General features: G+C 69.7%; 15 protein-coding genes, 1 tRNA gene and 1 riboswitch. Of the genes, 4 read left to right on the forward strand and 12 right to left on the reverse strand.

What is annotated here, in order from left to right:
• Positions 1-18: 18 nt before the first annotated feature.
• Positions 19-1,386 carry a DUF445 domain-containing protein gene (locus ACIBU0_RS38720; RefSeq protein ID WP_398828140.1) on the reverse strand — a complete coding sequence of 456 codons (1,368 nt, stop codon included), beginning with the start codon at positions 1,384-1,386 and terminating at the stop codon, positions 19-21.
• A 230-nt stretch (positions 1,387-1,616) separates the two neighbouring features.
• On the opposite strand from ACIBU0_RS38720, the gene ACIBU0_RS38725 reads away from it, so the two are divergent.
• Positions 1,617-2,954 (forward strand): SGNH/GDSL hydrolase family protein, encoded by a 1,338-nt coding sequence (locus ACIBU0_RS38725; protein WP_398828142.1) that lies wholly within the window; start codon positions 1,617-1,619, stop codon positions 2,952-2,954.
• 60 nt (positions 2,955-3,014) lie between these two features.
• On the opposite strand, the gene ACIBU0_RS38730 is transcribed toward ACIBU0_RS38725, so the two are convergent.
• From ACIBU0_RS38730 to ACIBU0_RS38745, 4 genes are all read right to left on the reverse strand, one after another.
• Positions 3,015-3,707 (reverse strand): DUF1707 domain-containing protein, encoded by a 693-nt coding sequence (locus tag ACIBU0_RS38730; RefSeq protein WP_398828144.1) that lies wholly within the window; start codon positions 3,705-3,707, stop codon positions 3,015-3,017.
• A gap of 33 nt (positions 3,708-3,740) precedes the next feature.
• The gene (locus tag ACIBU0_RS38735) at positions 3,741-4,745 is read right to left on the reverse strand and encodes an ATP-binding cassette domain-containing protein (RefSeq protein WP_398828146.1); all 1,005 of its coding nucleotides are present in this window, start codon (positions 4,743-4,745) and stop codon (positions 3,741-3,743) included.
• Positions 4,746-4,754: 9 nt separating this feature from the next.
• The gene (locus ACIBU0_RS38740) at positions 4,755-5,519 is read right to left on the reverse strand and encodes an ABC transporter permease (protein ID WP_398828362.1); all 765 of its coding nucleotides are present in this window, start codon (positions 5,517-5,519) and stop codon (positions 4,755-4,757) included.
• A gap of 67 nt (positions 5,520-5,586) precedes the next feature.
• Complete coding sequence (locus ACIBU0_RS38745) at positions 5,587-6,387, reverse strand: ABC transporter permease (RefSeq protein ID WP_398828364.1); 801 nt, start codon at positions 6,385-6,387, stop codon at positions 5,587-5,589.
• 246 nt (positions 6,388-6,633) lie between these two features.
• On the opposite strand from ACIBU0_RS38745, the gene ACIBU0_RS38750 reads away from it, so the two are divergent.
• Positions 6,634-9,036 carry a transglycosylase domain-containing protein gene (locus ACIBU0_RS38750; protein ID WP_398828149.1) on the forward strand — a complete coding sequence of 801 codons (2,403 nt, stop codon included), beginning with the start codon at positions 6,634-6,636 and terminating at the stop codon, positions 9,034-9,036.
• Between the two features lie 13 nt (positions 9,037-9,049).
• On the opposite strand, the gene ACIBU0_RS38755 is transcribed toward ACIBU0_RS38750, so the two are convergent.
• From ACIBU0_RS38755 to ACIBU0_RS38765, 3 genes are all read right to left on the reverse strand, one after another.
• Positions 9,050-9,370: a DMT family transporter gene (locus ACIBU0_RS38755; protein WP_398828151.1), complete on the reverse strand. Its 321-nt coding sequence runs from the start codon at positions 9,368-9,370 to the stop codon at positions 9,050-9,052.
• Between the two features lie 33 nt (positions 9,371-9,403).
• Positions 9,404-9,479, reverse strand: a riboswitch (guanidine-III (ykkC-III) riboswitch).
• A gap of 46 nt (positions 9,480-9,525) precedes the next feature.
• A complete protein-coding gene (locus tag ACIBU0_RS38760) occupies positions 9,526-9,882 on the reverse strand; it encodes a GroES family chaperonin (RefSeq protein WP_383630918.1) in 357 nt (118 codons plus the stop codon).
• 66 nt (positions 9,883-9,948) lie between these two features.
• Positions 9,949-10,278 carry a DUF3618 domain-containing protein gene (locus tag ACIBU0_RS38765; protein WP_398828153.1) on the reverse strand — a complete coding sequence of 110 codons (330 nt, stop codon included), beginning with the start codon at positions 10,276-10,278 and terminating at the stop codon, positions 9,949-9,951.
• A 95-nt stretch (positions 10,279-10,373) separates the two neighbouring features.
• On the opposite strand from ACIBU0_RS38765, the gene bcp reads away from it, so the two are divergent.
• Both bcp and ACIBU0_RS38775 read left to right on the forward strand, forming a co-directional pair.
• Complete coding sequence (gene bcp / locus ACIBU0_RS38770) at positions 10,374-10,841, forward strand: thioredoxin-dependent thiol peroxidase (protein ID WP_398828155.1); 468 nt, start codon at positions 10,374-10,376, stop codon at positions 10,839-10,841.
• Positions 10,842-10,880: 39 nt separating this feature from the next.
• Positions 10,881-10,967, forward strand: a tRNA-Leu gene (locus tag ACIBU0_RS38775).
• Between the two features lies 1 nt (position 10,968).
• On the opposite strand, the gene rdgB is transcribed toward ACIBU0_RS38775, so the two are convergent.
• From rdgB to ACIBU0_RS38795, 4 genes are all read right to left on the reverse strand, one after another.
• The gene (rdgB, locus tag ACIBU0_RS38780; protein ID WP_398828157.1) at positions 10,969-11,571 is read right to left on the reverse strand and encodes an RdgB/HAM1 family non-canonical purine NTP pyrophosphatase; all 603 of its coding nucleotides are present in this window, start codon (positions 11,569-11,571) and stop codon (positions 10,969-10,971) included.
• Positions 11,572-11,751: 180 nt separating this feature from the next.
• Positions 11,752-12,156, reverse strand: a complete 405-nt coding sequence (locus ACIBU0_RS38785) for a hypothetical protein (protein ID WP_398828160.1) — start codon at positions 12,154-12,156, stop codon at positions 11,752-11,754.
• Positions 12,157-12,304: 148 nt separating this feature from the next.
• Complete coding sequence (rph, locus tag ACIBU0_RS38790; RefSeq protein WP_398828162.1) at positions 12,305-13,060, reverse strand: ribonuclease PH; 756 nt, start codon at positions 13,058-13,060, stop codon at positions 12,305-12,307.
• Between the two features lie 75 nt (positions 13,061-13,135).
• Positions 13,136-13,369 carry a glucose PTS transporter subunit EIIB gene (locus tag ACIBU0_RS38795; RefSeq protein ID WP_030610403.1) on the reverse strand — a complete coding sequence of 78 codons (234 nt, stop codon included), beginning with the start codon at positions 13,367-13,369 and terminating at the stop codon, positions 13,136-13,138.
• Between the last annotated feature and the right edge of the window lie 79 nt (positions 13,370-13,448).

Genomic DNA, 13,448 nt, shown 5'->3' on the forward strand with positions numbered 1-13,448 from the left:
GCCCTGACCGGGGCGGTCCTACGCCCCCAGCGCCCGCGACACCGTGTAGATCAGCAACCCGGCCAGCGAGCCCACCACCGTGCCGTTGATCCGGATGAACTGCAGGTCGCGGCCGATGTGCGCCTCGATCTTGCGTGTCGTGTGCCCGGCGTCCCAGCTCGCCACGGTGTCGGTGATCAGGGAGGTGATCTCCTTGCGGTACGTCGTCACGACGTGCACCGCCGCGCCCTCGACCCAGCGGTCCACCTTGCCCTGCATCGAGGGCTCGGCGGCCATGCGGGCGCCCAGCGACAGCAGGGAGGCGCGCACGCGCAGGCGCAGCTCGCTGCGCTCGTCCTCGGCCGCCGACACGATCATGGCGCGGACGGCGGTCCAGGCGGACGCGATCAGATCCTGGACCTCGCCGCGGGCCAGCACCTCGCCTTTCCAGCGCTCCACACGCGTGCGTGTGTCGGTGTCGGACTGCAGGTCGGAGGCGAAGTCGATGAGGAACCGGTCGAGGGCGCCGCGCGCGGGGTGGGAGGGCATGTCGCGCATCTCGGCGCAGAAGCGGACCAGTTCCTTGTAGACCCGCTCGCCGACCTTCCGGTCGACGAACTTCGGCGTCCAGCCGGGTGCGCCGCCCTGAACCGCGCCCATGATCTCGTCGTCGTGCAGGATCAGCCAGTCGTGGGCCTTCGCCACGATCAGGTCCACGGCGCGTTTGTGGCCGCCGTCGGCGACGATCCCCTCCAGCATCTTGCCGATGCCGGGCGCGACCTCGCGGGCGTCGGCCCGGCGGGTGATCGCCTCGCCGACCACCGCCTGGACGTCGGAGTCCCGCAGGACGGTCAGGGCGCCTCTGAGGGCCGTCGCCAGTTCGGCCGTCACCCGGTCGGCGTGCTCCGGTTCCGCCAGCCAGGCGCCCAGCCGGCTGCCGATGCCGACGGCGCGCAGACGCTGGCGTACGACGTCCTCGGAGAGGAAGTTCTCCCCGACGAACTCGCCCAGGGAGACGCCCAGCTGGTCCTTCTTGTTGGGGATGATCGCGGTGTGCGGGATGGGGATGCCCAGCGGATGGCGGAACAGGGCCGTGACCGCGAACCAGTCGGCGAGCGCGCCGACCATGCCGGCCTCGGCGGCCGCGGCGACATATTTCGCCCAGCCGCCGGCGCCCTGGTTCGACGCCAGTTCGGCGAGGACGTACACCAGCGCCACGAACAGCAGCAGTCCGGTCGCGGTGACCTTCATCCGCCGTACGCCGCGCTGCTTCTCCTCGTCGGCGGCGCTGAAGGTCGTCATCGCACGTACGGCCGATGCGGGGACGCCCCGGTTACCGGCGGCCCCCGGCCGGGCATGCTGCTCTACGACACGCGTTCCCGTTTCATCCGGATTCGTGCGTTCCATCCGCTCCACCCGTCCAGGATCCCCGAACACATTGTCCCTGACTGACCGACTCCTGGAACGAATCAAGAGTTCCCGGCGTCTGTCCGGTGGGGGGAGGTCGATGGCGAAGTCCGGATGAACTCCGGCGGCCCAACGGGGGGTCCGTGCAACTCTCCCTTGCCTTATGACGCATCATGAGGTGATCACATCGGAGCCTCGGGCTCCCATCCGCCCGAGGAGACACGCACCGCATGACCAGGCGTAACGGTTATGCCCTGCTTTCCGCGGTCATCGCCCTGATCGTGGCGGTATCCGCGGCCATATACGTCGGGGTTGCCGCCGACGACGGCAGCACCACCGCCAGGACCCACACCACCAGGGAAAACGCCGCGCGCGGCCCCGCCGCCCCCGCCTCCACCGGCACCTGGGTCGGCGCCTGGTCCGCTTCCCCGGTGGGCGGCGAACCCGGCACCGAGATCGAGGGCCTGGCGGGCCGCTCGGTACGCAACGTGGTGCACACGAGCGTCGGCGGTACGAGTACCCGGATCACGCTGTCCAACCTGTACGGCCAGTCGGCGCTGACGATCACGCACGCCTCGATCGCCGTCGCCGCCGGCACGGGGACCGCGGCCGCCGTCGCGGACACCATGCGGCGGCTGACCTTCGGCGGCAACACCACCGTCGTCATCCCGCCCGGGCAGCAGGTGCTGAGCGACGTCGTGCGCCTGGCGATCCGGGCGGGCACCGACGTCCTGGTCACCACCTACTCCCCCACCCCGTCGGGCCCGGTGACCTTCCACCCGCACGCCCGCCAGACCAGCTACGTCGCCGAGGGCGACCTCACCGAGGACGCGACCGGCGTGGCGTACACCGGGCAGGTCGGGTCCTGGCGGTACCTGACCGCGCTGGACGTCCTCAGCAACGAGTCCGACGGCACCGTCGTGGTCTTCGGCGACTCGCTGACCGACGGCATCACGTCCACGGAGAACGCCAACCGCCGCTGGACGGACGTCCTCTCGCGCCGGCTGCGCGAGGCGGTCGCGGCCGGCCAGGACGTGCCGCGCTACAGCGTCGTCAACCAGGGCATCAGCGGCAACCAGATCCTCGCCAGCGGCTCCGGCCGCCCCGCGGACAACCAGGCCGGCGTCGGCCGTTTCCACCGCGACGTGCTCTCCCGTACGAACGTCAAGGTCGTCGTCATCGACCTCGGCGTCAACGACATCCTGCGCAACCCGAAACTCGCCGACCCCGACCGCATCCTCGCCGGGCTGCGCACCCTGGTCCGCCAGGCCCACGCCCGCGGTCTGAAGGTCGTCGGCGCGACCCTGATGCCCTTCCAGGGCCACCGCGGCTACACCGACGCCCGCGAGGGCGTGCGCCAGCAGATCAACGCCGAGATCCGCGCGGGGCACGTCTTCGACGCGGTGGCCGACTTCGACGAGGCCGTCCGCGACCCGTACAACCCCCGCAAGTTCCGCCCGGACTACGACTCGGGCGACCACCTCCACCCGAGCGACAAGGGGTACGAGCGGATGGCGGACACCTTCGACCTGAAGGACCTGAAGGGCGCGGCTCCGGCGGAGCTGTAGGACGGGGCCGCAGCAAGCGCAGCCTGCGGGCAGTCGTGCCGCTGGGGCGGCACGGGCAGCTCAGTCCAGCTCCCGCCGCCCCGCCTTCCGCTCCAGCTTCTCCCGCCGCCGCTCCTCGCGCAGCTCCTGCCGCTGCGCCCGCGTCAGCTTCCGTTCGACGCCGACCCCGCCCCAGAAGGCGAACCCGGTCACGATCACCCGAGGCGCACCGGGCTCCCCCGGCACCCCTTCCTCGCGGTGATCGAAACCCCCCATGATCCCGATCCCCCGCACGACCACCTCGACCCCGGGCGGCACGACCACCTCCACGCCGCCCATGATCGCGACACAGTTGATCTCGATCTCCCGGTCCGCGAAGTTCGCCTCCCGCAGATCGATCTCCCCGCCGCCCCAGAAGGCGAAGCAGTTGAACCGCTTGGGTGCCGTCCACCGCCCCTTGCGCTGGAAGCCGGACATCACGGCGACACCCCACGTCGACGACCCCTCGCCGCCGACGATCCGCCGCTCCCAACTCCCGTCCGGGGCCCCGGCCTTCTTCACCATGTCGACCGTCGGCACGGCCACCGCGCCGACGGGCAGGTCCCGGGTGATCGGCGCCAGCTCCCCGTAGGTCCGCGCCTTGTACGTGGCGTCCAGGCGTTCCTCGAACTCCTCCATGTCGAGACGTCCCTCCGCGAGGGCGTCCCGCAGGACCTCGACGACTCGTTCACGATCGGCGTCGGAGGCGCGGAGCTCCGGCATCTCGTCGGTCATGTACAGCAGCCTATGAGGAACCTTGCGCGGAGGCTACGAGACCGCCTCCTGCGAACGCTCCCCGTACTTCCCCGCCCCCTCCGCGTACATTCTCGCGATCACGGCCTCGATGTCCGGCTCCCGCACCGACAGGTCCACCAGCGGATACTCCGCCGCGATCCGCGCCACCAGCACCGCCGCCGACTCCCCCGCCGGGAACGCCAGCCACTGCCGCGGGCCCTCCACCTTCACCACCCGCGCGGGCGCCGCCTCGATCGGCGGCAGCTCGCGCTCCAGGTCGACCACCAGGGTCCGTTCGCTCTCCCCCACCTCGTGCAGCCCGGCGAGCGGACCGTCGTACATCAGCCGCCCGTGGTCGATGACCATCACCCGTGAGCACAACTGCTCGATGTCCTGCAGATCGTGCGTGGTCAGCAGCACCGTCGTACCGCGTTCGGTGTTCACCTCCCGCAGGAACTCCCGGACCTTCGCCTTGGAGATGACGTCGAGCCCGATCGTCGGCTCGTCCAGGTACAGCACCTCCGGGTCGTGCAGCAGCGCCGCCGCGATGTCGCCGCGCATCCGCTGCCCGAGGGAGAGCTGGCGGACCGGGACGTCCAACAGCGTGCCCAGGCCGAGGAGTTCGACGAGACGGTCGAGGTTCTCCCGGTAACGGTCGTCGGCGATGCGGTACATGCGGTGCATCAGCTTGTACGAGTCGATCAGCGGCAGGTCCCACCACAGCGTCGTACGCTGCCCGAACACCACCCCGATGCGGTGCGCGAGCCGTGTGCGCTCGCGGGACGGGTCGATACCGGCGACGCGCAGCCGCCCGCCGCTCGGCGTGAGGATCCCCGTCAGCATCTTGATCGTCGTCGACTTGCCGGCGCCGTTGGGCCCGATGTAGCCCACCATCTCGCCGCGCGCCACGGTGAAGGAGATCGAGTCGACGGCCCGCACCTGCCGGCGCTCCCGCTTCAGGAAACCCGTCTTCCTGCGTACGTCGAAGACCTTCTCGACGCCGTCGAGTTCGATGAACGCGTCCTGCATGCCCTCCATGGCCTGCCCCTAACTCCCCGTACTCCGATACGACCGCAGACCGGCCCGCCACGCCAATCCGGCCGGCACAGAGATGAGCACCGCCACCAACGGCGGAGCGAAGGCCGCCCACGCGGGCATGCCGACCGGGTACGGCCGGTCCAGCAGATAGGCGGCCGGCACCCAGTTGACGAAGGCGAGCGGCAGGACGAACGTCACCCCGCGCACCAGGTCCTTGCCGAACACGGTCGGCGGGTACTGCAACAGCGTGGTGCCGCCGTACGTGAACGCGTTCTGCACCTCGGCGGCGTCCTGCGCCACGAACTGGAAGGACGCGCCCAGCGTGAAGAGCGCGCAGAAGATCACCATGCCGCTGACCAGCATCAGCGGCACCAGCAGCACCTTCGCCACGGTCCAGTCGACGTCGGCGGCCGCCAGCCCCCAGCCCAGCACCAGCGTCGCCTGGGTGATCCGGCCGAGGCGGCGCAGCGCGAAGTGGTCAGCGGCGACCTGGGCCAGCACCGGGGCGGGCCGCACGAGCAGCGTGTCGAAGGAGCCGTCGCGCATCCGGGTGCCCAGGACGTCCATCGAGCCGAACGTCAGGTCGGCGAGGCCGAACGCGGTCGCCGACAGGCCGTACAGCAGGGCGACTTCGGGCAGCGACCAGCCGCCCAGCGAGTCGACCTGCGAGAACATCAGCAGGATCGCGACGAAGTCGAGCACGGTCAGCAGCAGGTTGCCGATGACCGTGACGACGAACGAGGTGCGGTAGGCCATGGTGGACCGGATCCACATCCCGGCGATCAGCCGGTAGGCCCGCACGCCCTCGCCCACCCTGGACCCGTGGGACACCGGGATGATCTCAGCCACCCTGCACCACCACCCGCCGCGTCGCCGACGACTGCAGCAGCCGCCCGGCCGCCAGCAGGACCACCGCCCACGCCGCCTGGAAGGCGTACGCCCCGAGCGGGTCGGTCTCCCCCATCAGCACATCCGCGGGCATCTGCAGCTGCGCCGCCCAGGGCAGGGCCTGGACGATGTCGCCGAGCGTGCCGGGGAAGGCGTTCAGCGGCAGGGTCATGCCCGAGAAGAAGATGCCCGTGACCATGAGGGCCTGCGAGACGCCCTGGCCGTCCATGAGCCAGAACACGCTCAGGGCGACCAGGTAGCGGATGGCGAAGCTGACGACCATCGCCAGCAGGAGCGCGACCAGGAACGCCGCCCAGGTGGTGACCGCGCCGGGCAGCGCCATCGGGAAGACCAACGCGCCGAACACGAACGGGATCACCCCCCGGCCCAGCATCTGGAACAGCGACCGCCCCAAGTCGCTCGCCAGCCACCACAGTTGGAGGTCGGCCGGCCGGTACAGGTCGATCGCGATCTCACCCGTTCGGATGCGGCCCATCAGGTCCTTCTCGACGCCGCCGCCCTGGATGGCCAGCGTCGAGTACAGGGCCTGCCCCAGCCACACATAGGTGACCGCCTGCGCCTGGTCGTACCCGCCGAGATGCGGCTTCTCGTCCCACAGCGCCAGATACGTGTAGACGAGGATCACGCCGAAGACGGTGTTGGTGAACACCCCGGCCGCCGTTGCCGCCCGATATGTCGCGTACCGTCGGAATCCGCCCGCCGCGACGGCCAGGTACAACCGCCCCGAGCCCACATCCACAGCCCTCCTCGCCCGCGCCCGGCACCGAAGCGCAGGAGCCTAGTGCGCACGAGACTCGAGCTGCCAGCCAATTTCGCGGCCGGCCACACCGGTTGCCCGCAGCGAGAGCCTGCTCACTTTCCGCAGACACGCGCCGGTTTCCGGGAACGGAACGCCCGGTGCGAGAGTCTTCAATGGGGGCGCAGTAGGCGTACGAGGCGTACAGGAACGTACGACGCGAAACAGGAGTCCGTGCACGACATGAGCGACGAGCAGCAGCCGCCACAGCAGCCGACCCGGAAGCCGGGCCGGCCGAAACGGACGGGCTGGCGACGGATCATCCCGACCTGGCGGATGGTGCTGGGCACCTTCGTCATCGGTACGTTGCTGCTCTTCGGGCTGTTCTTCCTCGGCTACTCCCTGGTCAAGATCCCGCCGGCCAACGCCCTCGCCACCAAGCAGGCCAACGTCTACATGTACGCGGACGGCTCGGTGATCGCCCGCGACGGCGAGGTCAACCGGGAGAACGTCACGCTCGCGCAGATCTCCAAGGACGCCCAGCACGCCATCCTGGCGGCCGAGGACCGCGACTTCTACACGGAGTCCGCGATCGACCCCAAGGCGATGCTCCGCGCCGCGTGGAACACGGCCAGCGGCAAGGGCAAGCAGTCCGGCTCCACGATCACCCAGCAGTACGTGAAGAACTACTACCTGCGTCAGGACCAGACCGTCACCCGCAAGGCCAAGGAGTTCTTCATCGCGATCAAGCTGGACCGCGAGAAGAGCAAGGACGAGATCCTCGAGGGCTACCTCAACACCAGCTTCTTCGGCCGCAACGCCTACGGCATCCAGGCCGCCGCCCAGGCCTACTACGGCGTGGACGCGGGTGACCTCGACCCGGCCCGCGCCGCCTATCTGGCCGCGCTGGTCAACGCGCCCAGCGAGTACGACGTCATCGCCCACCCGGAGAACAAGGCCGCGGCCGTGGCCCGTTGGAACTACGTCCTGGACGGCATGGTGACCAAGGGCTGGCTCCCCGAGAGCAAGCGGGCGGGCATGAAGTTCCCGATGCCGAAGGAGGCCACGGTCTCCACCAACCTGTCGGGGCAGCGCGGTTACATCGTGCGGATCGTGCAGGACTATCTGATCAAGAACAAGATCGCCAGCGAGGACGACCTCAAGGCCGGCGGCTACCGCATCACCACCACCCTGCAGAAGGACAAGCAGGACGCCTTCGTCGACGCCGTCGACGACCAGCTGATGTCCAAGCTGGACCCGAAGAACAACAAGGCCGACAGATACGTCCGCGCGGGCGGCGCCTCCGTCGACCCGAAGACCGGCAAGATCGTCGCGATGTACAACGGCATCGACTACGTGAAGCAGTACACGCCGAACGCCACCCGCCGCGACTTCCAGGTCGGCTCCACGTTCAAGCCGTTCGTGTTCACCTCGGCCGTGGAGAACGACTCCACCACGCAGGACGGCCGCCCGATCACCCCGAACACGATCTACGACGGCACCAACAAGCGTCCCGTGCAGGGCTGGACCGGCGGGAACTACGCCCCCGAGAACGAGGACCAGTACTCCTACGGCGACATCACCGTCCGCACGGCCACCGACAAGTCCGTGAACGCGGTGTACGCGCAGATGGCCGTGGACGTGGGCCCCGAGAAGGTGAAGGACACCTCCGTCGAGCTGGGCCTGCCCACGGACACCCCCGAACTCCAGGGGGTCCCGTCGATCGCGCTCGGCGTCGCCCACGCCAGCGTCCTCGACATGGCGGAGGCCTACGCGACGCTCGCCAACCACGGCAAGCACGGCACGTACACCATGATCGAGAAAATCACCAAGGACGGCGCCGACGTCATCGAGATGCCGGAGCGCAAGACGTCCCAGGTGATCAGCCGCGAGGCCGCCGACACCACCACCTCGGTCCTGAAGAGCGTCGTCGAGAACGGCACCGGCACACCCGCCCAGGCCGCCGGACGGCCGGCGGCGGGCAAGACCGGCACGGCCGAGGAGGACCAGGCCGCCTGGTTCGCCGGGTACACCCCGGACCTCGCCACCGTCGTCGCCGTCATGGGCCAGGACCCGGTCACGGCCCACCACAAGTCCCTGTACGGCGTGCTGGGCGAGAACCGTATGAACGGCAGCGGCCCGCCCACCGCGATCTGGGCCCAGTTCACCAAGGCGGCCCTGAAGGGCAAGCCGGTCTCGGACTTCGACCTGGAGCTGCAGGAGGGCGCGGACGTACCCCAGTACCCGACGGCCGACCCGACCCGGGGCGGCAACGGCACCGGCGGGCAGGACGACGGCGGCGCCACCGGGAAACCCAGCACCACCCCCGGCCAGGACACCGAGGGCCAGACCGGCGGCGAGACGCCGGGCCAGACGGACGGCGGCGCCACGGACGGCACCGACACCGGCGGCACCACCGACGGCGGCACGACCACGGACGGCGGCACCACGGGCGGCACCGACACCGGCGGCACCACCGACGGCGGCACGACCACGGACGGCGGCACGACCGGCGGCACCGACACCGGCGGCACCACCGACGGCGGCGATACGGGCGGCGACAGCTCGACCGGCGGAACGGACACCGCGGGCGGGGGGACGACGCGCACCGGGGGCGAACAGCAGAGCCTGGTCCTCAACGAGTGAGCGCCGGGCCGGATCAGTGCCCGCCGGTCGCCTTCAGCCCCAGCACGGCGACCAGCAGCAGACAGACGAAGAAGATCCGCGCGGCGGTGACGGGCTCCCCCAGCACCGCCATGCCGACCACCGCCGCGCCGGCCGCGCCGATGCCCACCCACACGCCGTAGGCGGTACCGATGGGCAGGGACTTCGCGGCGTACGACAACAGCAGCATGCTGGCGACGATGCCGGCGCCGGTGAGCAGGCTGGGGACGGGGCGGGTGAAGCCGTGCGTGTACTTCATTCCGATGGACCAGCCGACTTCCAGCAGACCGGCGACGACGAGCAGGACCCAGGCCATGACGAGCACCTTTCGCAAAGACGGAAACCTTGCGGTGCGTCGTCTTTGCCTTTGGGTCGCCCGGTACGGCGCGTCTCGTCGGGCTCCTTGCAAAGGTAGCAAAGAACGCCGAAAGGGCTGGTGACGAGGGTCACCAGCCCTTTCGAACCGTCGATTCAGAGGTACAGGCCGGTCGAGTCCTCCGACCCCTCGAAACGGTCGGCGGCCACGGCGTGCAGATCACGCTCACGCATGAGCACATACGCGACCCCGCGCACCTCGACCTCGGCACGGTCCTCCGGGTCGTACAGCACCCGGTCGCCGGGCTCCACGGTCCGTACGTTCTGCCCCACCGCGACGACCTCCGCCCAGGCCAGCCGACGGCCGACGGCCGCCGTGGCGGGGATGAGGATGCCGCCACCGGAACGCCGCTCACCCTCGCTCGTGTCCTGCCGCACGAGGACTCGGTCGTGCAGCATCCGGATGGGCAGCTTGTCGTGATGGGTGCTGTGCTCGTTTCTGTTGGCGCTCACGCCTTTGAACCTACCTGCCTTTACCGCGTTCGTACGCTGCCGGGTCCGCCGTCACCAGGACAGGCGCTAGCCCTTGCGGCGCCGGGTGCCGAGCGCCAGCAGGCCCACGAGACCGACGGCGACGAGCGCCACGGGCACGATCCGCTCGATGCGGGGCGCGCCCTCCTCGTCGGTGAACTTGGCCTTGACATCGCTCACGGCCCGGTTGACCCCGACGTAGGCCCGTCCGAGCGTGTGGTCGATGTTCGAGACGACCTTGGCCTTGGCGTCGCCGACGATCGTCTTCGGGTGCACCCGCACCCCGATCTCGTCGAGCGTCTCGGCCAGACTTGCGCGACGGCGCTTGATGTCCGCCTCGATCTGCGCCGGTGTTCTGGTGTCCGACGTGTCCGCCACCGTACGGCCTCCGAAGTGAAGCTGATGCTGTTTGCGGACAGTCTGTCAGTTCCACGCCGGACCGCACCGTCAGGCTCCCCGGTTACGCTGGTCCGATGAGCGAGCGACTCCAGCCGGGGGACGTGGCCCCCGCCTTCACCCTGCCCGACGCCGACGGCAACGAGGTGTCCCTGTCGGACCGCAAGGGCCGCAAGGTCATCGTCTACTTCTACCCGGCCGCCCTGACGCCCGGCTGCACCAAGCAGGCCTGCGACTTCACGGACAACCTGGAGCTGCTGGCCGGCGCCGGCTACGACGTGATCGGCATCTCCCCCGACCAGCCGGAGAAGCTCGCCAAGTTCCGGGAGAAGGAGTCCCTGAAGGTCACGCTGCTCGCCGACCCGGACAAGACGGTCACCGAGTCCTACGGCGCCTTCGGCGAGAAGAAGAACTACGGCAAGACGTACCTGGGCGTCATCCGCTCCACGGTGATCGTGGACGAGGAGGGCAAGGTCGAGCGAGCCCTGTACAACGTGCGGGCGACCGGACACGTGGCCAAGATCATCAAGGACCTGGGCATCTGAGCTCCCCGCCCGGCCAGTAGCATGGCCGGGCAAGGTCAGGCGGCCGTGGTGGAATTGGCAGTCACGCTGGGTTTAGGTCCCAGTGGGGTAACACCCGTGAGGGTTCGAGTCCCTCCGGCCGCACCAGCTACTTCAGCAACTCCCGCACGACCGGCACCAACGCCCGGAACGCCTTGCCGCGGTGGCTGATCGCGTTCTTCTCCTCGGGACTCAGCTCGGCGCACGTCCGCGCCTCGCCCTCGGGCTGGAGGATCGGGTCGTACCCGAAGCCGTTCGTGCCCACGGGCGCGTGCCGCAGGGTGCCCCGCAGCTGCCCCTCGACCACCCGCTCCGTCCCGTCCGGCAGGGCGAGCGCCGCCGCGCAGGCGAAGTGGGCGCCCCGGTGGGCGTCGTCGATGTCGGACAACTGCGCCAGCAGCAGCTCCAGGTTGGCCTTGTCGTCACCGTGCCGGCCGGCCCAGCGGGCCGAGAAGATGCCGGGGGCGCCGTTCAGGACGTCGACACACAGCCCCGAGTCGTCGGCGACGGCGGGCAGACCGGTCGCCCGGGCCAGGGCATGAGCCTTCAGCAGCGCGTTCTCGGCGAAGCTGACCCCGGTCTCCTTGACGTCCGGGACGTCCGGGTAGGCGTCCGCACCGACGAGGTCATGATGCAGCCCTGCGTCGGCGAGGATCGCCCGGAGCTCGGTGATCTTTCCGGCGTTACGGGTGGCGAGGATGAGGCGGGTCATGGCGACACAGTAGCCATGAGGTCGAGCAGCTTCTCAGAAAGGGGCGCGGTGACGTCCCTCAGGGGCGCGGGGCTGTATCGATATGCGGCTCCGCCGCGTGGGCGCGACCAGCCACAACGAACCCGCAGCCCGCCTCCGGCAGAACCCGGCACACGAGGAGCCCCCGCCCAGCCGGCGCAGCTACGACGTGCAGACCTTGGTCAGTTCGCCGGCCGCATCCGTCACCGGACTGATGTCCGGCGTCTCGTCCCCGCTCTTGATCGCGTCACGGACGTTCGTGACGGCCTGCTGAAGGTCGTCGACCGCCTTGTTGACGTCGGCGTTGTCCGTCTTGTCGCCGATCTTGTCGAGGTTGTTGTCGATGGAGGTCAGGGACTCCTCGAGCTGGGTCGGGTCGTTCGACGCGTTCTCCACGGCCTGCTGGAGTTCCGTGACGCTGTCGGCGATGGCGTCGGCGGTCTGGACGCAGTCCAGCGCCTTGTTGACGGCATCGCAGCCGGTGGTCAGCCCAGCCGTCAGCCCCACTGCCGCGATGGCTGCGGCGGCTATGGCGATACGGCTCCGGCGGCGTCGGCTCGTGGCCATGGTTGACGTTCCCTCCCTGCTCAGGCCTCGCAGGCCCCCCGTTGTGCACTGGCCGGGCGTACAGCGGTGTGCCGTACGCCCGTACCCCTAGTGACGCGGGGAAGCGCGGCGAGGTTGCGCGCGACTGCGGCTCTTCTTGGTGCGCCCTTTACTTTTCGAGGACGGTATCAAGTGCCTTGCGCTGCAGTTCGGCCAGCTCCCCGCAGCCGGAAACGGCAAGGTCCAGCAGGGAGTTGAGCTCCTCGCGGGCGAAGGGCTCGGCCTCGGCGGTGCCCTGGACCTCGACGAAGCGGCCGTCCCCGGTGCAGACGACGTTCATGTCGGTGTCGGCCTTCACGTCCTCCTCGTAGCAGAGGTCGAGAAGGGGTACGCCGCCGACGATGCCGACCGAGACGGCGCTGACCGTGCCGGTGAGCGGTTTGCGGCCGGGCTTGATCAGCTTCTTGCCCTGGGCCCAGGAGACGGCGTCGGCGAGGGCGACGTAGGCGCCGGTGATGGCCGCGGTGCGAGTCCCGCCGTCGGCCTGGAGGACGTCGCAGTCGAGGACGACGGTGTTCTCGCCGAGCGCCTTGTAGTCGATGACGGCGCGCAGGGAACGGCCGATGAGGCGGCTGATCTCGTGGGTACGGCCGCCGATCCTGCCCTTGACGGACTCGCGGTCGCCGCGGGTGTTGGTGGCGCGGGGCAGCATGGCGTACTCCGCGGTGACCCAGCCTTCGCCGCTGCCCTTGCGCCAGCGGGGGACTCCTTCGGTGAAGGATGCGGTGCACAGGACCTTCGTGTCGCCGAAGGAGACGAGGACGGAGCCCTCGGCGTGCTTGCTCCAGGCGCGTTCGATGGTGACCGGGCGGAGCTGTTCGGGGGTGCGGCCGTCGAAGCGGGGAAGTGAGGACGTAGCTGCCATGGCGTGAGCCTAGCCGCAGATACGGAAGGGGCCGCTCCCACGGTGGGAAGCGGCCCCTTCGGTGAGCTCGGTGGCTCACATCATGTCTTCGATCTCCGCCGCGATCGGGTCGGCGTCGGTGCCGATGACGACCTGGATGGCGGTGCCCATCTTCACGACGCCGTGGGCGCCGGCGGCCTTCAGGGCGGCCTCGTCGACCAGCGAGGCGTCGCTGACCTCGGTGCGGAGCCGGGTGATGCAGCCCTCGATCTCCTCGATGTTGTCGATGCCGCCGAGCCCGGCGACGATCTTCTCAGCCTTGCTGGCCATTTCGGTCTCCTCACGCACTGTTGGCCCAACTTCACGAGCGGTTGCGTGGTGCGTACCGAAGGATGACGTCACAGCAACC

The sequence above is a fragment of the Streptomyces sp. NPDC049627 genome, assembly GCF_044465645.1.
GTDB lineage: Bacteria > Actinomycetota > Actinomycetes > Streptomycetales > Streptomycetaceae > Streptomyces.

Bases quoted from the DNA above. Each gene is read 5' to 3' on its own strand.
- ACIBU0_RS38725 (WP_398828142.1), top strand. From the start codon at position 1,617: ATGACCAGGCGTAACGGTTATGCCCTGCTTTCCGCGGTCATCGCCCTG.
- rph (WP_398828162.1), bottom strand. From the start codon at position 13,060: ATGGCAGCTACGTCCTCACTTCCCCGCTTCGACGGCCGCACCCCCGAA.
- ACIBU0_RS38720 (WP_398828140.1), bottom strand. From the start codon at position 1,386: ATGGAACGCACGAATCCGGATGAAACGGGAACGCGTGTCGTAGAGCAG.
- ACIBU0_RS38755 (WP_398828151.1), bottom strand. From the start codon at position 9,370: ATGGCCTGGGTCCTGCTCGTCGTCGCCGGTCTGCTGGAAGTCGGCTGG.
- ACIBU0_RS38740 (WP_398828362.1), bottom strand. From the start codon at position 5,519: ATGTGGATCCGGTCCACCATGGCCTACCGCACCTCGTTCGTCGTCACG.
- ACIBU0_RS38750 (WP_398828149.1), top strand. From the start codon at position 6,634: ATGAGCGACGAGCAGCAGCCGCCACAGCAGCCGACCCGGAAGCCGGGC.
- ACIBU0_RS38735 (WP_398828146.1), bottom strand. From the start codon at position 4,745: ATGGAGGGCATGCAGGACGCGTTCATCGAACTCGACGGCGTCGAGAAG.
- ACIBU0_RS38795 (WP_030610403.1), bottom strand. From the start codon at position 13,369: ATGGCCAGCAAGGCTGAGAAGATCGTCGCCGGGCTCGGCGGCATCGAC.
- rdgB (WP_398828157.1), bottom strand. From the start codon at position 11,571: ATGACCCGCCTCATCCTCGCCACCCGTAACGCCGGAAAGATCACCGAG.
- ACIBU0_RS38785 (WP_398828160.1), bottom strand. From the start codon at position 12,156: ATGGCCACGAGCCGACGCCGCCGGAGCCGTATCGCCATAGCCGCCGCA.
- bcp (WP_398828155.1), top strand. From the start codon at position 10,374: ATGAGCGAGCGACTCCAGCCGGGGGACGTGGCCCCCGCCTTCACCCTG.
- ACIBU0_RS38730 (WP_398828144.1), bottom strand. From the start codon at position 3,707: ATGACCGACGAGATGCCGGAGCTCCGCGCCTCCGACGCCGATCGTGAA.